Here is a 26,662-nt window from a genome sequence, read left to right as displayed (position 1 = left end):
ATTTTACTCATAGTATTAGAAAATAAAACTCCAAACCCAGTCTCTGTTTAAGGTTAAGAAATTGTCTGAGATTTTTACTTCACCAGAGTGATGGAAGAGCGATATTTTTGGGAAAATATTATTTTTTTTCTTTCCCTTTTCCCCTTTTTATATTCCTCTTAACCTAAATATTAAGTTCCGTATCACAGATGCTTAGGATAACGAAATCTACATTCGGTTGGAATTTAAGGATTATCAAGTTGGCGGCGTTTTTGTTGTACCCATTCATCATCAGATCTGGGATATAACTTAACATCCTGATTTTCTCCCGGTACAAGATAGCCTTTTGTCCAATCGGGTCGCGGTGGTAACTTTCCTTGTTTGATGTCCTCTCGCCACTGGGAATCAGATTTCCGGACTATTTCAGGCATTTCGAATTCGTAATGGCTCATCATTGGTCCTGCATAAATCATTCGATCTTTGCCGTTATCTACTGCAATCATCAGTAAATCAACATTGCCAACACCCTGATGCAGCACGCTACCTGAGCCTGACTGATTAGGATTAGTGTGGACATCAGCAACTAGAGCATCCCACTTTCCAGAATCATCACGACTACTGTAAAATAGACTGGGGTACCAGCCATTGTATTGAATTTGCCCAATGTAGTCTCTCTTAATCTCAACAACTTCTTTAAGAAATTTAGTTTCCGTTTCCGTAACTGGTTGTTGGGCAAGTTCCTTCACTGCAATACCCTTAAGAACAGACAATTTCTGAGCGAATTGCTGAAAAAATTCCACCTGTCTATCCTGGATATTTCGGAGTTGTATCTGATAATCAACGCCTGATAGCTTGACTTTGCGATTTGGAAAAGGAGTTTTCTTAATCTGCTCTGCCGCTAGCAGAGCCATTTGCTCAAAGCGTTCCCAAAATTCCGGTCTTGGCTCTACGAAACCCGCTGGATATTCACAAAGAAGACCACCGTAGGAAGGTTTGGCGTAAAGAATTGTGTCATGACGTAATTGAGTCCATGAAGCTAATTGCGTGTTGAGTGTCTTCCGAGCCCAAGCTTGGGTCCGCATAGTTTCCGGATATTTTGAATCTGTGGTTGGTGCTGACAACTGGCGCAATGTTGCTAGCCAATTCATATAAATATTTTCTTGCCAAACAGATGGATTTTGTTGATCGATAACGTTCCTTACTGCCGCCAAGTTATGTTGATAGTTTAAACCGTCATTTTTGATACGGGCGACTAATTTTGGTACTACCTGATTGTTCCCCAGCGCAGCGAAGGCTACATCCAAGCTTGTTGGTACAAAACGCCGAACTTTCTTGTCGTCCCAGAGAATGTCATCAAATACTACCTTAGACATGACCCAGCTATCCAATACAAACTTTTGACCAAGTACTGTGAATGACTTTGGCAACTGGGCTTTTTCTGTTCCTAAAGGTGACTTGTAAACATCACCACGAATGTCTTGAACGCCGATTTTGTCATTAAGGATATCAGATTGCAGCGTTGCTAAAGTTGCTAAATCTTTGATATCGACTGGAGATTTAATTGCAGCTTTATTTAAAACGTCACCAAGTTGAGCAAAAGTCATAGAATCAGTTCTGCCCACAAAAGTTTGGATCGTCCGATCAAACTGCTGCCATTGTGGAAATTTACCTGATTGTTGCAGCAGGTCATAGAGAACTATCGCTCCCGCAAGTTCCCGTGGAGAGCTTGTTTCAGGGATACCAGCGATGCGGAAGTCTATTCTGCCACACCACATCATCGCCCGGAAATATCTTTTTAGTTCTTTAGAACTTTCATAATGACCGCGTACTTTAAATTGAGAAAAATCCACCAAGCGCTCATTCCCAAACAGATTGATTTTCTGTGGTTTGTGAGTATCTATAGCAGCAAGAGTTGTAGCAACTCGTTCATCCTGATTTAAATAAGTTTTCACGGTCTTTCCTGCAAGTAAAGAACGCGCTACTGCCAGGAAGTAATCAGCATCTTTTAAGCTTGAACTTAAATCTCCATTTCCATACTTGTTTGCAGCTTCAGGAATCTTCTGAGCCATGCCTTGGAGAATTTCATCCAATGATTGAGCTATATAAGTTTCTTCTAGTTCTTTAAGCATGGCATCGTATGACTTATGCCACGCATGAAGTATTGAATCAGTCGAAACAAATACTGGTAAATCATTAGTGTAAATGCGATAGTACATCTCGGCAAAACTCTCTGCCCCCAAGCGCTCACTCACTACAAACCCGTTTTTCTTGAAAACGGCTAGTTCGTCTGCATTAAGGCGAAAATCGTTGTGACGTAATTTTTTCCGTTGAGGATTCTTGTTATTCTCATTCGGATTGAGGTTGAATTCCTTCCAGAATTTAGCCTTGGTCGGATCCCAAGTGATTTGAGGTAAATACTGAGTGTTAGTATTATACTGTTGAGCAAATTTCTGTAGTGATATCTGCCCAATTTTATCTAATTCCTGTTTGAATACAGTTGTATAACCAAATACGTCAGCAGGCGTTTCTGCCGTAGCCCTAATTGAATCGTTTTGATAAAATCGTTCACATCCTATTACAATTATCCAGGTTGCTAAATAGATAATTAGCAGTTTTTTTAAGGAATTCATAATATTCGTAATCGTGACTATAGATGAATTTTGCATATGGGAATCAGCACCTGCATTTCATCTGGGTGCAACGCTGCGGAAGGTGATATCTAATTTTGATTGTCAATTATTGCTGTAAATTATCAATAAACTAAATCAAAATTAGTGACTTATCCTTGATATTACATAGTGTTCACCAAATAATGAAGTTATTTAAATGACATCATAATGCTTTGGTCTTGCAAATATCACTTTTCCGCTTTGCTCCCTACTAGTATTATCTTCATGAGACGTACTCTCCATTTCGTATATATTAATACCAATTTCATTTAGTGAGGCTACACTTATGAAACTCAATTACAAGATATGATTTTATTCCTGGCATACCATCTGTAGCTTGAATTTAGGAAATTGGTATAAGAAGAAAGTATTTTGGAATAGTAGTTATTTTTTGACCTCATGTTATGGAGTCACTATTTCAACTTTATTTCCTGGAATTGTTTATTTTATTTTTGAAGTATTTTATTCGCAAATATAAAACCTTGAAAGTCACCCTGGACAACAGTTCACTTTTTTTTACTTGGGAGAAATTTCAGATTAATTTGTCAGCGTACACCTAAACATGATATTTCTCTTCTAAGCTTCTGCGATAAATCATAAAACCTGACTCAGGAATTCTTTTGTCCTTTCATGTTTGGGGTTGCTAAAAAATTCAACGGGTGCAGCACTTTCAACAATTACACCACGATCCATAAAATGAATATTATCAGCGACTTCCCTTGCAAAACCCATTTCATGGGTTACCAACAAACAAGTCATCCCTTCTTCTGCTAATTCCCGAATTGTAATTAAAACTTCTTTAACTGTTTCCGGGTCGAGAGCTGCTGTCACTTCATCGAATAACATAACTTGTGGTTTCATTGCTAGAGAACGCGCGATCGCAACTCGTTGTTGTTGTCCCCCAGAAAGTTCTGCGGGGTAATTTTTTTCTTTACCTTGGAGTCTAACTTTTTTGAGTAATTGGTAAGCGCGCTCTTCTACTTCCTTAGGGTCTTGTTTAAGAACATGGATTGGTGCCATCATCACATTTTCTAAAGCTGTGCGATGGGGAAATAAATTGTACTGTTGAAAAACCATTGAAACTATACGTCGCAGGCGGATTTTTTCCCTGTCAGACTTCAATTGGTGAACGAAAAAATCTCCGACGCGAATAAAACCATTATTAATCTCAACTAAACCATTAATACAGCGAAGAATTGTTGATTTACCCGAACCTGAGGGTCCAATAATACAGATAATTTCTCCCTGGTTTACATCAAAGGAAATCCCTTTTAAGACTTCAACTTTACCAAAGGATTTATGTACATCACGGAGGGATACTAATGTTTCTGTCATAGATTGGGTATTGGGGATCAGCGACTGGCGTTAGCGAAGCGTGACGCGACAGCGTCATATGGAAATTAGCGACTGGGGATTAGTTACTCATTACTGTGCGCAATACCTAGAGCCTGCAGCGACGGCATTCGCCGTAAGGCGCGTCTTTGCCTCTAGCTGTGCTACCTGCGGTTAAGCCTTACGGCAGCGCTAACGGCGCAAGCCGCGTGCAATCCGGTACGCCCTTAGCCTGCGGCGTCGGCAAAGCCTCTGACTAACGTCACGCAGGGCGCGCTTACACGAGCTGCTAACCGCTAGGCGCTAACATTACTCATTACTTCTTACTTCTTACTTCTTACTCATTACTTCTTACTTCACTCCACGAGTCGTTGTTCTAATTTTCTTGTCCACCAAGCAATTGGGTAACAGTATAAGAAAAACAACAACATTAAAATAGTGTAAAGTGGTATGGCAAAACGCTCTCCTTCAAGTTCTAAAACTTGACGCACACTTGTTAATCCTTCCGGTACGCCAACTAAGTTTGTAAGGGTAGTACCCATTGTTAAAATTGCATACCAATTCATCCAAGGAGGAATCATACGCTTGAAAGCTTGGGGAAAAATTACTAATCGTAAAATCTGATTGTTAGTATAACCCATAGCTTTTGCTGCTTCCCATTGTTCTGAAGGGATTGATTGAATAGCACCCCGGACAATTTCTGAAATATTGGCTGCGACCACTAAAGATAAACCGACAATTGATTTTGCAACTGGGGAAAACTCAACACTAACAAAACCCAGATTTATTTGGAATGGAAACAAGTAAAGCACAACATAAAGAATGACTAGCCAAGGAGAATTGCGAAAAAATTGGGTCAGAAACCAAGCCAACCATCGAACAACTCGCTGTGAAGATATCTGACTTAATCCTAGGATTACACCTAAAATAGTGCTAATTATCATACAAGCAAGACTAATAATTATATTCAGTGCAAAACCACCTTTGACAGCCCAGTTTTCTTGATTACCAATTAATATATAAGGCAAACGGCGGAGGAGAGTTTGCCATTCTTCTATAGTTAATAAATTTACTTTTAAAGTACTAATAGTTACTACTAATAAAATAGTCGCTAGGGTGAAACCCAGAAGTGATTTCCAAGTCAGCTTAATGTTTTTACTTGTATTGGTATTTTTATCTTTAATTTCCATAGCCCGGTATGTGCAGTTTTAATTCTAACCAATGCATCAGGGCAAGTAATATTCCGACTAAAGTAACGTATATTACCCAAATAAATAACATCACCTCTAAGGTCGCAAAATTATCGGCATATATCTGTCCGGCGAAATAAAGTAATTCCGGTGTTGCGATCGCAGAAGCAAGGGTAGTAGTTTTAATCAGATTAACTAAATTGTTGTTTAACGCCGGAAGAGATATTCGAAAAGCTAGGGGTAAGATTACCAAGAAAAAACTTTGAGTTCGAGAAAAACCCAAGCTTTCACATGCTTCTACCATTGTTTTCGGTACGGCTTCAATTCCAGAGCGGAAAATTTCAATATTAAATGCACCAGCAAATAGAGAAAGTGCGATCGCTGCACTGCTAAAAGAATTAAGAATCGGTCTTTCTCCTCCTGTTGTGGGGTCGTAAACCTTTGGTAGAAGAGCAGCTAAAACAAAAAATAGAAAAAATAACTGTACTAAAGGGGGGGTGTTACGAAAAATCTGGATATAGATTTGGATCGCCCCACGCACCCATTTAATAGGTAGATCTTGTAACCAAACCCCAATTATACCAATTAGTAAGGAAGAAAAAACACAAACAGTAGATAGGAAAATAGTAGTAAAAATACCTTCTCTAAGCCAATTTTGGTAAGTGGGGTCACTTAACCAAGAGAAGTCAAGGTTGAAAAACATTTTTCATGATTGGATAGTGAAATACAAGTAAATTTAGCTGGTGATTGGTAACTGGTAACTGGTAATTGGTAACTGGTAATTGGTAATTGGTAATTTACTACTCATTACTCATTACTGTGCGCTTACGCGCCCCGCTGCGCTAACATTACTCATTACTTATTACTTCTTACTTCTTACTCCTTACTTTTGACTTTGTGCTTTTTTCATGCGTTGTTTAGCGTGTTCTGTTGGCGGAATTTTCCACTTCTTCTCACCATCAACAATAAATCCTTCCGCTTCCATTTTAGTAATGGCTGCATTTACAGCATCCAAGAATGGTTGATTGTTTTTGCGTATTCCCATACCCCAAGGCTTCTCAAAAATCACAGGTAAAGGTTGATGCCAATTTTTACCCCATGATGGATCTAACAATTTTCCTACTAAAGCTGAATCATCATAAGCCAAACCGATACAACGTTTTTCCTCCAGCGCCTTGTATGCTTCAGCTGTTCCCGGAAAATTCACCATTTGAATTCCTTTCTCTGCAAGTGCTTTATTGTAGAAAGAACCTTGAATCCCGCAGACTTTCTTTCCTCGCAGATTGTCCCATGACTTTACTCCACTATACTTATGAGTCAAAAGCCCAGTACCAGCGGAATAGTATTCCTCAGAGAAATCAATAATTTTTTCCCTTTCCGGAGTTTTGGTCATTGTTGCAATAACTAAATCTATTTTCCCTTGTTTGAGAAATTCAATTCTGTTGGATGCCACTACAGATACAAATTCTACTTTTTCTTGGGAACCTAGTAGTTCATTAGTAATATATTTTGCAATATCAATTTCTAACCCTGCATTTTTACCATTTTTATCTATAAAACCATAAGGAGTATTATCAGTTTTGACTCCAATTATAATTTTGTTACGCTTCTTAATAGTATCTAATGTATTTCCTGTTGTTTTTTCTTCTCCACCACTGGAACAAGCACTCATGAGCAAACTAATGGCAAGTGCGACACATGTTAAAGTTTTCTTGAATTTTACTTTATTAGTTGCAATTGTATTCACTTGTATATTTTCCTCAATAGGATAAAAACGAAAGTATTTTGCTTTCAAATTATTTTTGTGACATTAGTATAACTATTTTTTTACGTCAATAATTAATTTTTGTATTTTTTACTATAATTAGTATTTTTGACTATAAGAATGATGAATATTATCATCAAATAAAAAGATTTTTGAAATCAATCAATAATGGAAATAGTTGACTACAACTTTGGAGGTTTTTAAAGTGTAGCCAACATCACATTACTACAAGCTATTGTGCTATATCTTAGGGAATATTTTATCTTCCGAAAACGATTAAAAAAATTGCTAACGCGTACATGGTTTTCAAATAATAACCAACACTTGTATTCGCTCGCCTATTTTACGTGGGAGGATATTTAAATTTTTATATTCCCCAATATTCTCTAATATTCGTCAATATTTGGGGTTTGCGTAACAAAATATTCGCTATTATCCTGAAAATGGAACCATATCACCAATTAATTCCACCTACGTGTTAGCTTCTATGTGGGAATTTAGATGAGTCCTGAAAAATCTCTAATAGCTAAAGCCCGTAGAACGGTGCCATTAGCTATAGACTATTAACTATAAACTGTTAAATAATTATTCTTGATTGATAATTTTTGGAACTTTAAAATATTCCCCTTCTTGTTCTGGCGCACCCTGGAGAATTTCTTCCCGATCCGGGTAGGGCTGGAGTCTATCTGGACGGGTAACGTTACTAACATCAATTGCTCGTGTTGTTGGTTTCACATTTTCAACATCTAATTCATTGAGCTGTTCAAAATAATCAAGAATACTCCCCAACTGGGTAGTAAACAGCTGTTCTTCTTCAGGAGTTAATTCTAAACGAGCTAGATGTGCTACTTTACGTACTTGTTCGCGGTCTATCATAGTTTGGTAATTTGTAAGTGTTAGCTACTAATTGCTTATTCTTGCTTTATTGACATGGGTTTTTGGAACAAACACATGTTATTATTAGCGTTATCTTTACTGTTAGTATTTAAGCAAAAAGAATATGGTCGTTAGTCATTACTGAATTAATTAATAAATAAAGTTAGCGACTAATGACCAATAAGATTAACGACAATGATTAAAAGAATACGTCAACTTGCATTCTACCAGTGGTTTTTAACCAGTTTTGGGCTTCAATATAGTTATTCGGTGCCATGCGTATGGCTCGAATCCAATAATCTGCAGCTTGGTCAAACAGTGCTTCTCCACCATCTTCATCACCAGCTTCTTTGGCTTTTTCGCCTTGGTAGTGATAGATGACAGCAATATTATTTAAAGCTTGAGGTAAGCGAGGATTATTTTCAAGCGCTTGGTGATATAGCTCCAAAGCTTTGTTATGTTCTCCATTACTTGCGTAAATTAATGCCATATTGTAATATATAAAGCCCCTGTCTTGAGAATCTTCTTCTAACAACAAAGCTTCTTCATAATTTTCTAGGGCTTCAGCATACTCACCTTCAGACTGTGCGGACATTCCATCCCGGTAGTAAGCAAAAGCTTTCTTAGCTTTATTATTAGTTGGCAGTATCTTTAAGATTAAGTCTGCCATCACAGTAAAGGATTTATCGATAAAATTATCGTTTTTCTGGGTTCTTGGCATATTCGCCTCTCTGAGCTTCGGATAACTGCTTAATTGATGTTTGAATCAGTAGCTGAGATTGCTTAATTGTTAATGTAACTGATTTAAGTCCAATTTTTGAAATGGACATGGATCGTAATCTAGTTGACTGATTTCAAGTAAATTTTTTGCTAACTAAAATTTTTACTAACTCCAACTAAAAAATCTCCTGGTAATTCGCCATTTTAAGGGTTGCGAAACATCATATGCAGCTGTTTAAGCAACAGCTTCAATACATTGATGACTATTATGTTTAGGATTATTGACAAAAGAACTAACTTCATAGCTTTTCATCTCTTCAGAAGGATAAGGGGATAATAAATCCTGTAATAAAACGGGTGATTGTACTTGTGGGTCTAGCCATAATCCATAATCTTGTTGCTTCAGGAGTAATGGCATTCGATGATGAATAGGTTCCAATAGTCTGTTAGCTGTGGTTGTCAAAATCGTACAACTGTGTACCTCCTCTCCTTGGGGAGAAGTCCATTTTTCCCATAATCCAGCAAAAGCAAATGGGCGTTGATTTTGAAGTAGAAAATAAAAGGGTTGCTTTTTATCTTTTTGCTTTTTCCATTCAAAAAAACCATCAGCTACTACTAAACAACGTCGGCGCTTGTAAGCAGAACGAAAAGCAGGTTTTTCTGCGACTGTTTCTGACCTTGCATTGATTAGCCTAACACCGATGCTACAATCTTTTGCCCATGAAGGAATTAATCCCCAACGTAATTTTTTAAATTGACGCTGGAGAGTTTTCTCTTCATTTAGTACAGCTAGTACATTTTGTGTTGGCGCAACATTATATGTTGGTTGGAGAACGGAAAGATTTTTAACATCAAATTCTTCTGCTATGGCTTCTGGAGTCGCACTCAAAGTAAATCTTCCACACATATTTTATTTCCTCTAATAGCAATTTAATTTCTAAAAATTAAGCCATAGAAATTAAATAATGACACCCTGATTTAATTACATTAATTTTATGAAATAATGTTTTTAATTTCCATCATAATATTCTCAATAAATTTTATTGTATATATATTTTTTTTGCTCATAAATTGTTGTATTTTATTTGATCATTATTCAACAACTTGTTTACCCTATTTATGATGATGAACCGGCTACGTTTGTACGATTTCTTACCTTCTGGCAATGGATATAAGATACGTCTTTTATTAACACAGTTGGGAGTACCATTTGAAAGAACAGATATAAATATCTTGGCAGGAGAATCTCGAACATCAGAATTTCTGGATAAAAGTCCGAATGGAAAAATTCCTGTTTTAGAAATTGAGCCGAATAGATATTTGGCAGAATCTAATGCCATATTGATTCATTTAGCCGAGGGAACAGAATTTCTTCCTTATGACCGTTTTTTACGCGCACAGGTATTTCAGTGGTTATTTTTTGAGCAATATAGTCACGAACCATTTATTGCTACATCTAGATTTTGGATTTCTATCCTCAAAAAAGAAAAAGAGTATCAAGAGGAATTAAAGTCTAAGCAAGAAAAAGGTTATGCAGCTCTACAAGTAATGGAAGATCATTTACGTTCCCACTCTTTTTTCGTTGGAGAACGTTATACAATTGCTGATATCGCCTTATTTGCTTACACCCATGTTGCTGATGAAGGTGGTTTTGAACTGGGTGAATTTCCATCAATTCGAGCTTGGTTGGAACGCGTGAAATCCCAGCCGAGGTACATTTCTATAAAAGACACATTAGAATTTATTAACCAGAATTAGTGAATAAGTTTTTGACTTCGATAAACTATGCTTATTTAATAGGAGGTTGAATAATAATTCGTTATTAATGAAATAACGGATGCATATGAATTAAATATAGTTTCAATACAACTTTAAAGGTGTGCGTCTATTACTTTATAATGGTATGCTAGATATTAAGCTGAAAGTATAAAGAATCCACTCAAAAAATACGTCAAGAGTATAAGCTAAATAATAATTAAGTGGAGTAAAAAGGTAGAGTAATATTTTCGAGCACAATTTTTCCCTTTCATGTCACCTCTGCTAGGTAGAAGCTTTGCAAGGTATTAAGAATATTCATTGAGAGCGTTCAGTACTAAAACAGTAAATAATAAGTCGATGAGTTTGAATTTAATCAATTGTTTATTCATTTAGAACAGTCAATTTGTCTGTTCATAATCTAATAACAATATTTTCCTCTGTTCATTGACTACTACCATAAATTACTTCGTTTTGCAGTAATTATTGATAGTTTGAATGGTTACAATCATGATTTAAAATTATAGATCTAGCGTGACCTAATTAAAGAGGAACCCTTGAAGAATATTTTTGTTAAGCATGAGTGGTTTTCCAACATCAGGGGAGATTTGCTCGCGGGTGTGCTAGTAGGTTTGGCGCTAATTCCAGAAGCGATCGCCTTCTCCATTATTGCTGGAGTCGACCCGAAAGTAGGTCTATATGCCTCTTTTACAATGGCTGTAGTCATTGCTTTTCTTGGCGGTAGAATCGCCATGATTTCTGCTGCTACAGGTAGTATGTCGCTACTTGTCACTAACTTAGTAAAAGATTATCCCGAGTATGGCTTGCAATACCTATTTGCAGCCACAATTCTTGCAGGTATTTTCCAAATTCTGTGGGCTGCAATTAAAATTGATCGCCAAATGAAATATGTCTCCCGCGCTGTGATGGTGGGTTTTAGCAATGCTTTGGCAATTCTGATTTTTAACGCTCAATTACCCCAACTGCAGAATGTCCCTTGGCAAGTATATCCGATGGTCGCGGGAGGTCTGGCAATTATCTACCTATTACCTCGGGTCACCAAAGTATTACCCTCTCCCTTGGTTGCAATCATTTTTCTTACCATCATCTCCAATGGTTTGGGGATCGATGTCCCTACGGTCGGTGACATGGGAGAACTACCCAGACAACTACCAGTTTTTAGCATTCCCAAGATACCTTTCAGTCTAGAAAGTTTGCAGATTATTCTTCCCTATGCAGTGGCTCTATCAATGGTGGGTTTATTAGCTTCATTCTTAACAGCTAATGTCGTAGACGATTTGACCGATACACCCAGTAACAAAAATAGGGAAGCTCGCGGTCAGGGAATAGCAAATATTATTACGGGATTCTTTGGTGGAATGGCTGGTTGTGCAATGATTGGTCAGTCTGTAATTAATATCCAGTCAGGCGGTCGAAAACGTCTATCTACCTTCAGTGCAGGGATACTATTACTCTTTTTTATGTTGGCGTTAGGAAACTGGGTAGAGAAAATTCCGATGGCTGCTTTGGTCGCAGTAATGATTATGGTTTCCATCGGTACATTTAATTGGGCTTCTTTGAAAAATATTCGGATTTTTCCTAAAAGTGAGACTGCGGTAATGTTAACAACCGTATTTATCACTGTTATGACTAAGAATTTGGCTATGGGTGTATTAGTAGGAAGTGCGCTGAGTACAATCTTCTTTGCTCGTAAAATTGCCCAATTAGTTTTTGTTGATAGTTATCTCAATCCTGACGGTACTAGTAGAACCTATAGCGTAGCTGGACAAATCTTCTTTGTTTCTGTGACTGACTTTTTAAACGCTTTCGATTTTCGTGAAAATCTAGAGCATGTCAAAATCAACTTAACCAATGCTCACCTATGGGATCAATCAGCCATTGCTGCAATTGATAAAATTGCGCTTAAATTCCGGCGTCAAGGTACTGAAGTAGAATTATTTGGTCTAAACGAAGCAAGTTCTACCCTAATTGATAGGCTAGCTGTTCACGACAAGGTCAAAGACCTAGAAGACCTTGGAGCACAGAAATTAAGAACTCAGGAGTAAGGAGTGATAGAGACGCGACAGAGGCTAATGCCGACGCCGCAAGCTTTGTCGCGTCTCTACAGAAGTGATAAAAGCGTGGAATGCAAGTTCCATAAATTTCTTTATATCTGGATTTTACAAATTGTTCTATACTTAACTGACTCACACCTATTTCCCGCTTATGTAACTATTCCCCGCGTTTTTATATGAGGGCTTTGTTCCAACTGTATCAAAACACACTACTCTTAGGGGCGCACGTCGGTGCGCCCCTACCGTTAAAAAATATGGTGTGAATTATGGTCTGGATTATTTTTTGGAGTTCCCTAATTTAGCAAATATTTTCTCAGCATACTTTTTGTTATTAAATACTCAACAATATATCCAATAATGAAAAATATACTTCTTTGTACTGATGGTTCCAATTTTTCCCAAATCGGTTACGGGTATGCAGCATGGATCGCAAAACGTATGGATGCTTCCATTGAAGTCCTATATGTAACAGATATGCGCAAAAAAACATCTACTCAGGTAGAAAACTTCAGTGGTAGTATTGGTGTAAGTACTTACCACAGACTTCTCGAACAGCTAGTTGAACTAGAAAGTGAAGCAGCAAAAGTCAATAATCAAAGGGCAAAAATTATTCTTGAAGAAGCGAAACGTTTTTTAATTGAAAATGGAGTAAGTCAAGTTAACTCTACTCACCGTAAGGGTTTTTTAGTAGATTGTTTTCAAGAATTTGAAGCCAAAGTAGATTTAATTGTATTAGGTAAACGCGGTGAAACGGCAGGGTTTGCTGCGGAACATTTGGGAGCAAACTTGGAGAGAATAATTCGTACTTCTCATAAACCTTGTTTAGTAACCCCTAAAGATTATCATCCAATAAAACGAATTTTATTTGCTTACGATGGTGGTAAAAGCTGCGATAAAGCCCTAGATTTTTTAGTAGATTCACCCACATTTAAAGACTTAGAATTACATATAATTACAATTGCCAAAAACCACGATACAGACACTGCACAAAACTACCTGAATGCAGCAGAATTAAAAGCAATTAAAGGTGGTTTTAAGCCCATATGTCACATGTTGGATGGGGAACCTGAAAAACTAATGAGCGAGTGTATAGATAGGTATAAGATTGACTTTTTAATTATGGGTGCTTACGGACATAATCGGATTCGCCATTTAGTGATTGGTAGTACTACAGCCCAAATGCTTCGTAGATGTAATATCCCGATTTTGTTGTTTCGTTGATTTGTTATTTTGTGGATCTCAAATAACAATAAACGGGGAATTCGATTCCCCAACTTTTTTGCTAACAAATTACATAACATATAGGGCTATGCACAAGTCAAAATATGACCTGCGGTCATTATCTGCGAAGAAAACAGACTACGTAATAAAGTAAGTAAAAGTTTACCAGTTTACCATTCATAATTTTTAGATGAGTCAATGTCATAACCTAATTTAGTATTACTGTTAATCAATCTTCAATTTTCATTTAATTTCCCAGTGAGAGAGGCGATCGCCACAGCAATTTCAACTGGTTCTATTGGTTTAGTAAAAACTAATTTAAATCCTTTAGTAAAAGCACGACTGCGATCTGGAATTTCTATTAAAGCGATCATAGGAATTGATCGTCCTAATTCTGTTTCCAAGAGTTGAATTTGTTGCACAAGGGAACTCAAATCCTGTTCCCCCAAATCTACAACTACAACATCTGGTAGTATTTGCTGCAGGTTTTCGACTCTGGGGGTAACAGATTGAATTGTTAATTGAGCTTTTGCTGTTACCTCCAACTCCACACGAAGCAGATCGCAAAAATCAGCAACATCCGTCAGGATTAAAATGTGCAATCCTTCTAATTCTACGGGACAAAATTGAAATTCTGGTTTTTTAGCTTTACCCCAGTCACACATAACTTGCAAAATTGGACCCAGGGTTTCACCTTCAGGAGTAAGGTAATATTCAACTCTCCGCGGTTTTTCGTTATAAACTTTTCGCTCAATTAACCCATCTTTTTCCAGTTCCCGCAACTGTTGAGTTAAAACTTTTTGAGTGATTCTTGGTATTAACTGCATCAATTCACCAAATCTTTTCCCACCTCTTCTCAACCACCAGAGAATCGTACATTTCCATTTACCACAAATTAATTCCAGAGTCACTTCTACCGCGCAGCTATATCTGGTTTTTGAACTACTCATAACTCTAATTAGTATCTACTTGGTAACTATCACCCGTCGGTGATAAATTACCTCAAGTCAATCTAACAGATGTTTGTCAGCTGTAGCGTCTTTGCAATATAAGCAGGTTTGGAGGATCAAAAATGGGAAAAAGACGACAGCAATCTTTTGATTTAACCCAAGAGAAGTCTTTATCAACTATTTTCCCACGACAACCTTGGCTGACTAGTCACGAACTTGGGTGGGATGGAATTCAAGTTCAATGTCATCGACAACCTGCTTATGAATTTCCAGAGATGTCCTGTCAACAACATGCAATCTTGGTTGGTACGAATACGTCAGATTTAACCATGGACCACACAATACTTGGAAAACGTCAGATTTCCCAAGTTATGGATGGAGAAATTGCAACGATTCCAGCCAATGTAGATAACAAGGGTAATTGTATTAGCACTCGAGATTATGATTTCATAGTCCTATTACTCACACCTTTTCAATTTGCAAATATTGCTCGCGAAGCTTTAGATTGCGATTGCATCGAACTTATTCCTCATTTTCTCCAACCCGATCCTTTAATTCATGGTATTGCATTGGCGTTTAAGTCTGAGTTGGAATTACAAAAACAAGCAAACCAACTATATGTTGATTCTTTAACAACATCACTTTCAATTCATCTGATAAAGAATTACTCTACCTTCAAGCGATCGCTACAGGAATATGAAGGTGGATTATCTAGATATAAATTAAAAGAAGTTATTGAATATATCAATTCACATATAGACCGAGAAATAAAACTTGCCGAACTTGCCACAATGGTAGATATGAGTAAATACTATTTTTTGAGGTTATTTAAGCAATCAATGGGTGTTACACCTCACCAATATTTGATTCAGCAACGAATGGAAAAAGCTAAACAATTACTCAAACAAGAAAAACTATCCATAGTTGAAGTGGCTGCTGAATGTGGCTTTTCTAACCAAAGTCATTTTGCTAAAGTTTTTAATAAAAATACAGGTCTAACGCCAAGAGCTTATCGCAAAAATAGATGAGTTACGCCTAGAAGTGTTGACATTAGATTGACTCGTTATTTCACGATAAATTATATCTCCCTAGAGATTACCTCTAAAGATAGAAATTTTTCGGTTGGGAGTATCGGGTTAAAGCATGTAACACAATATATAATTTGTATTAACATGCTACATAGGTTTAATATTTTAGTACTCCTATTGTGCATTCCTTGTGGAGAATACTCTCAGGGTTGCATAATTAACCTGAACTAAAACAAATAGGTAGATATTAAATTTTAGATAGCTCCAAAATTAAATGCCTAGCAAAAGGTGAATTTAATGTCTTTAGAATTTAGATTGCCACATTCACTACCTACTATAGACGATTTATCATCTGTGTCACGTCAAAAGTCATTGGAATTAGATGCTATTGGCGTTAATTATTTATCCTGTGGTCCCACTTATTTTCTTTGCAAAGACAATCCTAGTCTCAAGATTGGTATACCTTTGACAGCTTCATCTTTATATGTGAAGTGGGAAACGAGCAATGGCAAACAAAAATATCAGTTTATTAAGGAAGGTAGTGTTTCCATTATTCCACCAAACCTAAATCACGAAGCTTGGCTAGAAAGTCAAATGGAAATAATGGTTTTTCAGTTAACACCAAATTTACTCGAGCAGATCGCTAAGGAATGTCAAGGATGTTCAATTGAAATTGAGGCAAAATGGTCAGTTTCCGATCCTTTAATTCGACAATTAGCTCTATCACTATTTAGAGAGTTTCAACATGGTGTACCAGGAAAATTATACGTGGAATCAGTGGGACATATATTAGCTACCCATGTGCTGAGACACTACAGCATCCAGGATAAAGTATCCAAACACAAACAAACAAACAAACTCTCAAAGCACAAATTTCAACAAGCAGTCGACTATATTAATGATAATTTATCTCAAGACATTACACTTGCTGAATTAGCAAATCTAGTTGACATGAATCAGTATCAATTTACTCGCGAGTTTAAGATTGTTATCGGTACTTCACCGCATAAATACTTACTGGAGCGCAGAATTGAGCAAGCAAAAGAACTATTATCTCGAACTCAAATATCAATTGCGGAAATCAGTTACAATATTGGTTTTTCCAGCCAAAGTCACTTTACCTCTACTTTTCGGCGTTTGACTGGTACAACACCTGCATTTTATCGAAAGTCTTATTGAAATCAAACTGTAACTTTATTTGCTTTGTGGTGTGGTGTGATGACTAAATGTAATAGCAATTCAATGGTATTATATTTTACATATTACTTCGCAAGTACTTCTTCAGTAAGAAGGTATAGATAAAAGTGGTATGGAAAAGTTTTTCAAAAAGAACCGGCAGAAATAATAGAAAAATATCATTAAAGTCAACACAACACCCCAGGCTGAGCCACACCTGTGGTGAGTGCTGATGTAATGTCCACTGTCTCTGCTTCTATTGAGTGAAATGTCAAATAATGTCTATACTTGTCTAAATTTCATATAGCAATCTCCATAAGTTTTGATAATGAATGTGGTAGATTACTAGTATTTTTATGGAAAACCATATTTATTATTAACAGCTATAACTAAGTAAGATTTTACGTGTAAAAATTTAGTTTTAGTGCCACCATAAAACACGGAGTATAAAGGATATGGGACTTTTTGACCAAATCATTAGTGCAGTTGGCAATCCTGAAACACAGGGTAGCATTGAGCAGATTGGTAATATTATGAACACCGTACAACAATTGAGCGGGAATGCAGGTGCGGATCAATCTACAATGCAGTCAGCAATGTCTGTTGTAGGTAGTTTTGTCCGTTCTTCCTTGCAAGAGAAACGTTCAGCCGAAGGAGATGAAGCGGTGCAATCATTAGTTAGCGAACATGCTGGTACTTCTCCGAGTCTACAAGCAGTATCTTCACTATTTTCACCTCAAATGCAACAGCAAGTCGCTGAAGCTGTTTCCCAGCGTACCGGTTTGGATATGAGTGCGATTCAAGGTATGTTACCAGTTTTAGTTCCTATGGTTTTAAATTTATTAAAAACAGGTGCAAGTTCCCAAAATTCTCAGCAAAGTAGTAATCCAGTCCTCAATAGTTTTTTAGATGCTGACGGTGATGGTGACGTAGATGTAGCAGACATGATGCAAATGGCTAGTCGCTATATGGGAGGTCAGTAGATATTAAATGGGTGATCGATCAGATAGTCGATAGGATTAGGATTATAAAATGACTGGAGACGTAGCATTGCTACGTCTTTGGGTCATTAAAATGATTTGACTACAGATTCGCATTGGGGTCTACTGCAATTCTAAAGCCATCTAAACTAATACGGTAAATTACAGACCTTTTTTGAATTTTTACGGTTACTTCCCAAGCATCAATAGGATTGAATTCGCGAGTGCAAATTTCACCAAAGTTAAAGATACAGGGATTTCCAAAGGTTTTGCGAGTCGCATCTTCGATTTTCAATCTTCTAACTGGTATCCCCGAACGTTTTGATGCATCCTGTAAAACTGCTGTAGCGAGATTTTTGGGTAATTTTGTAGATGATGTAAATTTCGCATTTGGATCTACAATAATTTGACTGCCGTCGAGGTTTGCGTGATAGAGGACTGGCTCTCCTCGAACTAGTACAGTTATTTCCCAACCCTCGATTGGATTGAATTCTCGAGTGCAAATTTCGCCGAATTTGAACACGCAGGGATTTCCAAATGTTTTGCGAGTCGCATTCTTAATGCTTAATCTTCTTGTTGGTATTCCAGAACGCTGTGAAGCATCACGTAAAACTTTTCTCCTAATTCTTCTTGGTAGTTTTTGTAATTGCTTAGGGGATGTTTGAGGTGACTGAGCGACAAACTGCGTTTCTAATTGGGTGCTTTCCGAGCGAGTGCTATCTATGACTGTTAATGAATTCGAGCCCACACTGACACTTCGATCACTTACTATGTCTAACGAACCGAAATAAGCATTTGTCCCGCGCGTGGTGGCGATAGGCGTAGCCGCCTGCGTACCGATCGCAGACTTGGTGAAAATTAAGCTAACCCCGCTGGATAATAAACTTGTAAAGAGTAGGCTAAATAAGATATTCCGTAAATATTTTGCCTTAGTCATGTATTTTGTAGTGAATTTGATTTGTGGTGGATTTGAAATCACGATGTAGATCAAACTACACATTCATTTCATAGTATTTCCGTTGTAATTTGTGCTTTGTCACAGAACTTAAGAGAAAGGAGTAGAAAAATCCTAAATTCCAGAGTCTGGAGGATTCAAATTCCTACCGTGATACAAAAGCTATAATCGGTAAAAAAGAAGTTAAAAAATCAGTGATATTAATTACCTAAATTTAAAAAATAATTGAGTAGAAATACATTATAAGTAGCAATTCTACTCCATCCTTGTGCCTATCGCAGGTTAAACTAGTTTCGTAAAAGCCGCGTAGTAATTTCTATTTGAGATTTTTATGGCAGCCAATGTACAACAGATTGCCACGTATCTAGACAAACTTGGTTGGGATTATCAAATCGAAGACGAAGACGATCGTATTGTTACTGGCGTAGAAGCTGAAAATTTAGAAAACTTTGTCATTGTCGTCCAATTAGACGAAGATGGGAGATTCTTTCGGTTATTTGCACCACACGTACTATCAGATTTGCCAGGACACCCCCACAAGGCTGCAATTTTGCAAACAATGCTTGCAATTTCTTGGGAAACCAAAATGTTACAATGGGAGTACGACCCATCTGATGGCGAGATCCGCGCGATTATTGAATTTCCTCTAGAAGATGCCAACTTGACAGAAAAACAATTTAATCGCTGTCTGAGTGGTTTAATTCAATTAGTTGATAGCGTAGCTATGCCTCGTTTACAAGAAGTAATGAAAACAGGTAACGATCCAGGCAATGTGGAACTTGGGGAACGAATGTTACTCAGTATTCAGGAACAAGCCCCAGGACTACTCGATCTTTTAGAGAAAGCTATGGAAGCTCGCAAGAGACGAGGAAGTTTTCCTAATGAGTAAGGCAGATTATCATGGAAATCGTTATACTCACTTTTAGGATACCCTAACTTTTATTGATGTTTTCTAGGTTCCGATTAATATGACATCCTACGTAACCTCCTCTGCTAAAGCAGAAATGAGCGAACTCCGGCGGTTAAAAGGCTTACTACCGCCTGAGTTGCAGAGCTGGGTAACAGTAGAAGGTACAACCGAGGTAAATCCTCCCCTGATTCGCTGTGAAGAAATAGGTAAAGACCAGGTCGAAGTTCAAATTGACCTAGTAAAATGGGATACCTTAGCAATGGATCAGCGCAATCTACTGTTCTGGCATGAAGTTGCCCGCATTCAAAATGATACTATCCCTAAGGATGGTTGGGAAATGGCAGCCCTAGCAATTGGTTTAGGGGGTGCTGTAGGTGAGTTGTGGGTACAGGATGGGTTATTGTTGTTGCTGGCTTTAGCTTTATGTGGAGTTTCTGGCTGGCGACTATATCAAAAAAATAATGGCGAAAAGCGACTCAAAGAGTTAGTTGAAGCTGATGAAAAGGCAATATCATTGGCGACCCGCTTCGGTTACAGTCTTCCCAATGCTTATAAAAGCTTGGGTAGTGCCTTAAAAACTCTAATTGATATTACTCCTAGCAAGCGTCAGCGTTCTGCTTATGAAGCGCGACTGTCTGCCCTTAAAAAGAGTGCCAATAAAGCAAAATCTAAATCCCGCTCGATGAATGACGATTACTAAATAACAGGTTATCTAAATACTTGAAATATTACTGCACAAATCAACAAATTGTTATCTCGATTAACATTTGATTTGTGCAGATATTTTATTATTTTTTATACATATAGGACTTACGCAACCGGCACATTTTTCTTGTGGGGTGTGTGACACTCAGAGTTAGCTCAAACGTATTAATAAAGTTTTTAGTGTCACGCACCACTGGTGTATTATGACAATTGTGTAAGTCCTGATATAGCAATAAAAGTATTTTTTATTACACTATATTTATCTTGAAAGGGAATAGGGAACAGGGAATAAAAAATAATATTAAACTTAACCAAATAATCCAAAAAGAATTATGTCTTATATTCACAAAACTTAATTGTTATAAATATTTACTTAAATAGCAGAATTTATATATAAATTTAACAAGCTTTCATTGGTAAACTCAAATTGATACCTTAATATTCAGTGATTAAGTATATAGTGAAGAATTTTAGAAGCAGGTAAACAAGGTTAACAGATTCTAAAATTAATAGATTTTATTATTTCCTGTTGATTCTATGTCTTCAAAAGAAACCTTATTTTTATAAAGGCTGATGCGAGTCTCAGAAAACTAATTTTATATTAATGCTTTAAAGTTAATGCACAATTCTCATTCTCAGCAATTACCAATTATTTATGTTTGCGGATACGCTAGCACACAACAAGATGTTGAAAGTAGAGTTAGCGATCCATTTTATGGCTTTAACACTGGTTCAGCTCATATCCGAGTTGGCGATCAAGGGATCCCCAAGAAATTTTTCTTTGAAAGCCCATTAATTCGTTTGATGACCGATTATGAGTATCTACCAATATTGGATTATCAACAATTTGTTAATGGAGAATTTGAAAATAGAGATGCTCAGTACCTTAATCAACGAGTTAAAAAATTAAAAGATCCTCTCAAGAGTATTTGGATTTATCGATTCTATGATGTCACTTCAGAAAGTTTTGGTTCCAACAATCCAGTTCGTTTGGAAATAGAACAAATTGCTGATGGTTTGAAGAAACTCATTACAGATGTTAAGCAAGCGACAAAAGCTAACAAAGTTTATCTTGTCGCATACTCTATGGGGGGTTTAATCTGTCGTTCTTTAATACAGAAGGTTTATCCTGAAAACAATGAAAAGGCAGAAGACCACATTGATAAATTTTTTACTTATGGAACACCTCATGGTGGAATTAATTCTCAAATTGCAGGTGCATTCTTCGAGCAATTAACTAACTTTTTAGAGTGGAATAATATCGATGACTTTAATCCTCAAAGAATGTTCAAGTATTTTACACCAGCGAAGCAATTGAGTAATCCTGCACAACAGAATTCTGAGAATTTCAACCCCCAAAGTCTTGATGAAACGTTTCCTGTAGATCGAGTTTTCTCACTCATTGGTACTAATGCAAAAGATTATGAACCGGGTCTTGGTATTTCACAAAAACTTGTAGGTCTTCAGAGTGATGGTCTAGTTCAAATTGATAAAGCTTACGTCAAAGGTTCCCATCGTGCTTATATTTATCGCACCCACGGTGGACGTTACGGAATGGTTAATTCTGAATCAGGTTTTGAAAATCTGCAACGTTTTCTTTTTGGTAATATCAAAGCTAAAATTTCTTTGATTAATGTAGATAGGGAGTTATTAAATCGAGAAGATACCTTTTATCAAATGGAAGTGCGATTTTCAATTCGTGGTCTTCCAGTCGCGATTCACGAGCAAACAATAGAACATAATAGTCCCATCACCATTAAAACTGAAGATTTACAAAAAAAGCACATTCCCCTGTTTACTGCATTTTTCATGTCTGATAGGTCTGCGACGGGTGATGATACCTGTCGATACCTTTTACACACGTGCTTTCATTCTTTTAGTAAGCGTCAAGACTGGTTATTTAAAGAACATATAGAAAATATGCCCATTTGGTCTGATCGTTTACTGGTAGATACCAAAATAATTGATGGTAAGCAGACTGCTACCTATAGTTGGCGATCGGTTGATTTAGAACCGAAACATAAATTTACTAAAGAAATTCCCTTACCAAGAAATGGACAAAAAGAATTGGGACAGCAAGCAGCAATTCACCTGGATATTTCTCAATGGGACTAATGAGTAATGAGTGATAAGTAATGAGTGATAAGTAATGAGTGATAAGTAATGAGTGATAAGTAATGAGTAATGAGTAATACCAAAAAATAATTTATACCATTATTAACGTACAGTAGGGGCGTAATAATTTGCCCCTAGGAGAATATTATAGTTTTTAATCGTAAATCTTTTCATCAATCACCAATTACCTATTACCAATTAGCAATTACCCAAAAGCAACATATCTTCCCCTAAAATGTGAACTGTAATTATTACCGGGTGAAGTAATGGCAGAAATTCAGGTAGCGGTCGCAGGTAAAGATGCAGTTTCTGCGACTGAGAAGTTACTAAGAATTCCGGGGGTTTCGGGAAATTATCAAGTATGGGAAGAAGTTAAGAAAGAGGGAGTAAGCGCCACAATTGCAAAGATAATCAGTGTAGCGGATGAAAATATTGCAGTCGGAGAAGAAATTTGTAAGTGGTATGTGGAATATAAAGAGAATAATTCAGGCAAGAATGTTGTTAAAGTACTAATGATAGGTCAAAAAGGTCAAAAGTTGCTTTTAGAAGGCGCAACAGTTGAACAAATCCAACAATTTTTGCAGTGATTTGACTTTACAATAATTTGATTCTAAAGTAACCAATCAGATTTTATAGCAATTATCGTAACAGAAAAACTACCAGTTCGAAATTGTAGAGACGTAGCATGCTACGTCTCTATTAATCTCATGCTACGTCTCTATTAGTCTCATGCTACGTCTCTATTAGCCTATGGTTATTTCAGAACATTATGATTCTGTAATTTACCCAGCTTTTAAGCTTAAGCTGCAGGATCTAATAACTGAATATTAGAGAAAATAATTTCTTGAGTAGAAGATGGATTTTCTGTCTCAGTTGTTATAACTCTACGATTAAGGATGAAGTAATTACCTACTTTTTCATACTCATCTTCAAATTCATTTCTACCACCTTTCTGTTCGCCAGTTTTGGGATCGTGGTATACAGAATCATAACGATGGGAAAGGTATCCCTCTCCAGTATCGTGGGTACTGAAGGTGTTGATTGTAACTACAATACCGTGGATATGACGGTGAACTAAAACAACTTCATTGTCGCGAAGTTTGTATTTATCTCCTGATGATTTACCACCGACAATAATTTCAACTGCACCGGTTTCGTCAGTTTCACCTAAGGAAAAAGTATTATTACCGTGGCTTTCTTCAAACTCACGACGAATGCGGTGGATTGCAATTTCCCACAATTGGTTAGCAATTACTTTGTTTGCTTCTTCATCTTCAATTTCAGATGCTTCTGCTTTGAGATTGGCGTTAACGCGAACTTTACCTGTTACAGTTTTATCACCATAATTATAGGTTACATCTGCTGTATATCCGGGGAAGTTACGATCCCAAGTGTAACGATTTTCATAAGCAGAACGCATTAAATCTCTAGCAGATGCTTGTGTTGCAGTCATGCCTTTCTCCTGTCCGAATAATAGTTATATTAGCTTTTAAGCCCTACAATTATTAGGATAGAGGTATTTGGGAGACCAGCATAGTCCTCAACTGGGTACACTTTTATGGCTAATTGTCTACATTCTCTTTTCCAGGAGATTGCTGAAGCAACTAACGAGCAAGAATTACGACTAGCTGTGATAAATACAGTTGGCGAACATTTTGATGTCCAAAGTTGGGGTCTTTATCTGCTTGACGATAATTGTCAGGAAGACAATTCTCAAGCAAATAATTCTCAAGCAAATAATTCTCAAGCAAATAATCCCCAGGAAGGTAATTTTCGACAACATGATTATCAAGAAGATGATTCTCAGAAAAATATTGAATTTGAGACAATTCCCGATGTTTGCTTGAAAGGTAATCCTGTGGGTCAGTATGTATTTGAACGTCATGCTCCCGCTCATGAGGAACTAGTATTGTCACCGGGAGACTGGCAAAAATTTTGTCGTCGAAATGACCATGCTCATGTAATGAGTGGACCAATTATTACTGATGGACGTGTGGTGGGAACATTGAATCTGACCCGTAGTGATGATGCTAAGGCTTTTGATACTCACGATTTAGCGGATCTTAGTGCTTTGTGTTTGCATTTGTCAGCTAAACTAGCTACTATCCGAGCGGGATCGGCAAATTCAAACTTGAATTCAAATTCAATAGAATCTAAATCAAAAACTTCTGCTGTAACAACTTCCGAGCCAACAATTTCTGAATCTAGAAAATCTAAATTAGTATTAACAAATTCTCTTACTCCACGGGAACAGCAAATTGCTGAGTTGGTAGCTAAGGGATTAACCAATGCTGAAATTGGTAAACAATTATGGATCACCCAAAATTCTGTTAAACAAGCTTTGAAGCGAATGTTCAGAAAGTTAGGGGTTTCTGCGCGGACTGAAATGGTAGCAAAGGTGTTTTCTCAGGTTCCATAATCTGGACAAATAAGTAGCAACTGTCTTGAATTTCAAGTGCAATAAGTTTATGTGTAAATTTTACATGTATAAATTTTATGTTAAAGCATATATTATTGATTTGTTGATCTTAACCACCTGTACAAAGCTTTGCATTCAGAATCAATATCCTCCACACAAGTATAATAATATTCTTCCCAACCGAATTCTGGTAGTCCGGCAAACAACATAAGATTGAGTGGATAATATTCACTATCAGTACATCTACGAAAATCATCTCGAAACAAGAAAATAGCTTTATTGAGTGCTATTGCAATACCTAATTCCACCATTACACCTTCATCAGGAGGTGTACCGTTAACGATCGCAAATATACCATCACAGTTTTTGACATCATTCAAATCTGCTTGAGCAATATTGTAAGCCCAACCCAATTTTGAGAAGTCCACTTGGTTATTTCGTTCAAATGGTTCCCAAACTTCCGCTCCCAAATATTCCAACTTTTTGATAATGGGAGAAAGTAACAGTTCTTTCTGTTGTTTAGAAAATCCATAAGGATTAGCTAAGTAAATTTTTTTGTTCATATTTTTTTGATATTACGATGCACTTTTTGGATATTATTTAGTAAACAAATTGTAAGCTAGAGATAGCTAATACAAGAACATATAGTAACAATAATAGGACTTACACAATGGTATTTATTCTAAAATTTACTTCTAATAATATAGGTATTATTAATATCCTTAAAGATAGCTAAATCTATTTAATTTATAGATAAAAATATGCGTTATACATAGATATTAACTTTTACTTCAAACTATTTTTTTAGTAGTTTTGATAATTTTAAATATTCTAAATTTAAAATTTATATATCTGAAATATGTTTAGGATAAAATCTCAAGAATCATTATAAGATAAACTCTTTTGAAACACCCTCTAATAAATTTTTATCGTAAAACCAAAAATTATTTCCTAACAATCAAGAAAATCTTATGAGAAGCAATCAAAAATATGAGATGGAGGAATAATTAAACCTCTTTCTCATATATTGTAGCCAAATCTGGTATTAACTAACGAAAACCCAAAATCTCTGATAAAGCTCCTACTATATCAAGATAAAAGTTACCTTGTACTTGGCGAAATAACTCAAATTTATCATCAGGTGAGCCAAAAAATGGTCTGAGGAACCAACCCAATTGCATTCCTACCAAAGCATACAGAACTAACCAAAATCTTAGAATCGCTGTACGAGTTTTTTTCCCAATCTCATCTTGTTGAGATAGTAATTGCATTCCTTCATAAAGAAATCTGACACCAAAAAATCCAGTTACACCGAAGATGAGAACATTCAATATTTTAAAAAACTGATAGGAATTAGGTGTAGTAATTAAGAAGAATAGAGATATTGGTGCAAAGCTAAATAGCAACACGCTGATGACAGATACAGCAGTTAATAAAATTACAAAATGCTGTTGAAAGCTACTACGAGAGCCAAATAAAACATTAAAGAAAAATAAAGTGGGAAAACAAATTATTAATGTAAGTAAATAGAATGCCGGTAATTTTATTCCACTAGATAGAGCTTGCATCCAGCTATTAGAAGCGCCAATAATTACTCCATAAATAGCAAAGCATATGGAACTTGAAACCAGTAAAGAACTAATTTTTCTGTTTAGTCTGACTCCTAGACTAATTTCTTCAAGAAAATTTTGTCTATCTCGTAATAAAGAAATTAGGACATTAAAATGTTTTATCCCTTGGGGTTGTGATTTTTTTTGTAGCATGTAAGAGGTGGGGGTAAAATTTACTATATGAATTTTTGGTAATAGGTAATGGGTAATAATTAACAGAAAAGAAAATAAA

The 26,662-nt window shown here is 36.5% G+C and carries 25 protein-coding genes; 11 read left to right on the top strand and 14 right to left on the bottom strand.

Going from position 1 to position 26,662, the window contains the following annotated elements:
• Positions 1-224: 224 nt before the first annotated feature.
• The 9 genes from QNJ50_RS16720 to QNJ50_RS16680 form a co-directional block, all read right to left on the bottom strand.
• Positions 225-2,645, bottom strand: a complete 2,421-nt coding sequence (locus QNJ50_RS16720; RefSeq protein WP_300637206.1) for a DUF3160 domain-containing protein — start codon at positions 2,643-2,645, stop codon at positions 225-227.
• Between the two features lie 597 nt (positions 2,646-3,242).
• The gene (locus tag QNJ50_RS16715) at positions 3,243-3,983 is read right to left on the bottom strand and encodes an amino acid ABC transporter ATP-binding protein (protein WP_300637204.1); all 741 of its coding nucleotides are present in this window, start codon (positions 3,981-3,983) and stop codon (positions 3,243-3,245) included.
• A 353-nt stretch (positions 3,984-4,336) separates the two neighbouring features.
• A complete protein-coding gene (locus QNJ50_RS16710; RefSeq protein ID WP_300637202.1) occupies positions 4,337-5,170 on the bottom strand; it encodes an amino acid ABC transporter permease in 834 nt (277 codons plus the stop codon).
• A complete protein-coding gene (locus QNJ50_RS16705) occupies positions 5,160-5,873 on the bottom strand; it encodes an amino acid ABC transporter permease (RefSeq protein ID WP_300637200.1) in 714 nt (237 codons plus the stop codon). Before QNJ50_RS16705 ends, QNJ50_RS16710 begins: the two co-directional genes overlap by 11 nt.
• Positions 5,874-6,053: 180 nt before the next feature.
• A complete protein-coding gene (locus QNJ50_RS16700) occupies positions 6,054-6,917 on the bottom strand; it encodes a transporter substrate-binding domain-containing protein (RefSeq protein ID WP_300637198.1) in 864 nt (287 codons plus the stop codon).
• A gap of 603 nt (positions 6,918-7,520) precedes the next feature.
• Positions 7,521-7,811: an Asp-tRNA(Asn)/Glu-tRNA(Gln) amidotransferase subunit GatC gene (gatC, locus tag QNJ50_RS16695; RefSeq protein ID WP_300637196.1), complete on the bottom strand. Its 291-nt coding sequence runs from the start codon at positions 7,809-7,811 to the stop codon at positions 7,521-7,523.
• A gap of 199 nt (positions 7,812-8,010) precedes the next feature.
• Positions 8,011-8,532, bottom strand: coding sequence for a photosystem I assembly protein Ycf3 (locus QNJ50_RS16690; RefSeq protein ID WP_300637194.1), 522 nt, complete (start codon positions 8,530-8,532; stop codon positions 8,011-8,013).
• Complete coding sequence (locus QNJ50_RS16685) at positions 8,507-8,641, bottom strand: hypothetical protein (RefSeq protein ID WP_300637192.1); 135 nt, start codon at positions 8,639-8,641, stop codon at positions 8,507-8,509. The genes QNJ50_RS16690 and QNJ50_RS16685 overlap by 26 nt, the downstream gene beginning before the upstream one ends.
• 125 nt (positions 8,642-8,766) lie before the next feature.
• Positions 8,767-9,438: an SOS response-associated peptidase gene (locus QNJ50_RS16680; RefSeq protein ID WP_300637190.1), complete on the bottom strand. Its 672-nt coding sequence runs from the start codon at positions 9,436-9,438 to the stop codon at positions 8,767-8,769.
• A gap of 218 nt (positions 9,439-9,656) precedes the next feature.
• Here QNJ50_RS16680 and QNJ50_RS16675 point away from each other — a divergent pair, with 218 nt between their 5' ends.
• From QNJ50_RS16675 to QNJ50_RS16665, 3 genes are all read left to right on the top strand, one after another.
• Complete coding sequence (locus tag QNJ50_RS16675; protein WP_300637208.1) at positions 9,657-10,289, top strand: glutathione S-transferase family protein; 633 nt, start codon at positions 9,657-9,659, stop codon at positions 10,287-10,289.
• Between the two features lie 554 nt (positions 10,290-10,843).
• A complete protein-coding gene (locus QNJ50_RS16670) occupies positions 10,844-12,352 on the top strand; it encodes a SulP family inorganic anion transporter (RefSeq protein WP_300637188.1) in 1,509 nt (502 codons plus the stop codon).
• A gap of 366 nt (positions 12,353-12,718) precedes the next feature.
• Entirely contained in the window at positions 12,719-13,582 is an 864-nt protein-coding gene (locus QNJ50_RS16665; RefSeq protein ID WP_300637186.1) for a universal stress protein, read from the top strand.
• 236 nt (positions 13,583-13,818) lie between these two features.
• On the opposite strand, the gene QNJ50_RS28590 is transcribed toward QNJ50_RS16665, so the two are convergent.
• Positions 13,819-14,532 carry a winged helix-turn-helix transcriptional regulator gene (locus QNJ50_RS28590; protein ID WP_366914278.1) on the bottom strand — a complete coding sequence of 238 codons (714 nt, stop codon included), beginning with the start codon at positions 14,530-14,532 and terminating at the stop codon, positions 13,819-13,821.
• Positions 14,533-14,654: 122 nt separating this feature from the next.
• Here QNJ50_RS28590 and QNJ50_RS16655 point away from each other — a divergent pair, with 122 nt between their 5' ends.
• From QNJ50_RS16655 to QNJ50_RS16645, 3 genes are all read left to right on the top strand, one after another.
• Positions 14,655-15,560: an AraC family transcriptional regulator gene (locus tag QNJ50_RS16655; RefSeq protein WP_300637184.1), complete on the top strand. Its 906-nt coding sequence runs from the start codon at positions 14,655-14,657 to the stop codon at positions 15,558-15,560.
• Between the two features lie 297 nt (positions 15,561-15,857).
• On the top strand, positions 15,858-16,739 hold the full coding sequence (locus QNJ50_RS16650) for an AraC family transcriptional regulator (protein ID WP_300637182.1): 882 nt from the start codon (positions 15,858-15,860) through the stop codon (positions 16,737-16,739).
• 452 nt (positions 16,740-17,191) lie between these two features.
• A complete protein-coding gene (locus QNJ50_RS16645) occupies positions 17,192-17,719 on the top strand; it encodes a DUF937 domain-containing protein (RefSeq protein WP_300637180.1) in 528 nt (175 codons plus the stop codon).
• A gap of 100 nt (positions 17,720-17,819) precedes the next feature.
• Here QNJ50_RS16645 and QNJ50_RS16640 read toward each other — a convergent pair whose 3' ends face one another.
• Entirely contained in the window at positions 17,820-18,653 is an 834-nt protein-coding gene (locus tag QNJ50_RS16640) for a hypothetical protein (RefSeq protein WP_300637178.1), read from the bottom strand.
• 349 nt (positions 18,654-19,002) lie between these two features.
• Here QNJ50_RS16640 and QNJ50_RS16635 point away from each other — a divergent pair, with 349 nt between their 5' ends.
• From QNJ50_RS16635 to QNJ50_RS16620, 4 genes are all read left to right on the top strand, one after another.
• Positions 19,003-19,560 carry a hypothetical protein gene (locus tag QNJ50_RS16635; protein WP_300637176.1) on the top strand — a complete coding sequence of 186 codons (558 nt, stop codon included), beginning with the start codon at positions 19,003-19,005 and terminating at the stop codon, positions 19,558-19,560.
• Between the two features lie 79 nt (positions 19,561-19,639).
• On the top strand, positions 19,640-20,281 hold the full coding sequence (locus tag QNJ50_RS16630) for a DUF3318 domain-containing protein (protein ID WP_027846106.1): 642 nt from the start codon (positions 19,640-19,642) through the stop codon (positions 20,279-20,281).
• Positions 20,282-20,904: 623 nt separating this feature from the next.
• Complete coding sequence (locus tag QNJ50_RS16625; protein ID WP_300637174.1) at positions 20,905-22,401, top strand: alpha/beta hydrolase; 1,497 nt, start codon at positions 20,905-20,907, stop codon at positions 22,399-22,401.
• 266 nt (positions 22,402-22,667) lie between these two features.
• The gene (locus QNJ50_RS16620; RefSeq protein WP_300637172.1) at positions 22,668-22,988 is read left to right on the top strand and encodes a hypothetical protein; all 321 of its coding nucleotides are present in this window, start codon (positions 22,668-22,670) and stop codon (positions 22,986-22,988) included.
• Positions 22,989-23,200: 212 nt separating this feature from the next.
• Here QNJ50_RS16620 and QNJ50_RS16615 read toward each other — a convergent pair whose 3' ends face one another.
• Positions 23,201-23,854 (bottom strand): DUF3386 domain-containing protein, encoded by a 654-nt coding sequence (locus QNJ50_RS16615; protein ID WP_300637170.1) that lies wholly within the window; start codon positions 23,852-23,854, stop codon positions 23,201-23,203.
• Positions 23,855-23,959: 105 nt separating this feature from the next.
• Here QNJ50_RS16615 and QNJ50_RS16610 point away from each other — a divergent pair, with 105 nt between their 5' ends.
• Positions 23,960-24,820 carry a LuxR C-terminal-related transcriptional regulator gene (locus QNJ50_RS16610; protein WP_300637168.1) on the top strand — a complete coding sequence of 287 codons (861 nt, stop codon included), beginning with the start codon at positions 23,960-23,962 and terminating at the stop codon, positions 24,818-24,820.
• Positions 24,821-24,912: 92 nt separating this feature from the next.
• Here QNJ50_RS16610 and QNJ50_RS16605 read toward each other — a convergent pair whose 3' ends face one another.
• Together QNJ50_RS16605 and QNJ50_RS16600 are read right to left on the bottom strand one after the other, a co-directional pair.
• Positions 24,913-25,383 (bottom strand): nucleoside 2-deoxyribosyltransferase, encoded by a 471-nt coding sequence (locus QNJ50_RS16605; protein ID WP_300637166.1) that lies wholly within the window; start codon positions 25,381-25,383, stop codon positions 24,913-24,915.
• A 486-nt stretch (positions 25,384-25,869) separates the two neighbouring features.
• The gene (locus QNJ50_RS16600; RefSeq protein WP_300637164.1) at positions 25,870-26,583 is read right to left on the bottom strand and encodes an actin-binding WH2 domain-containing protein; all 714 of its coding nucleotides are present in this window, start codon (positions 26,581-26,583) and stop codon (positions 25,870-25,872) included.
• Between the last annotated feature and the right edge of the window lie 79 nt (positions 26,584-26,662).

Source organism: Mastigocoleus sp. MO_188.B34, from assembly GCF_030065675.1.
Classification (GTDB): domain Bacteria; phylum Cyanobacteriota; class Cyanobacteriia; order Cyanobacteriales; family Nostocaceae; genus Mastigocoleus.
This window is presented reverse-complemented; position numbering and strand designations above follow the sequence as displayed.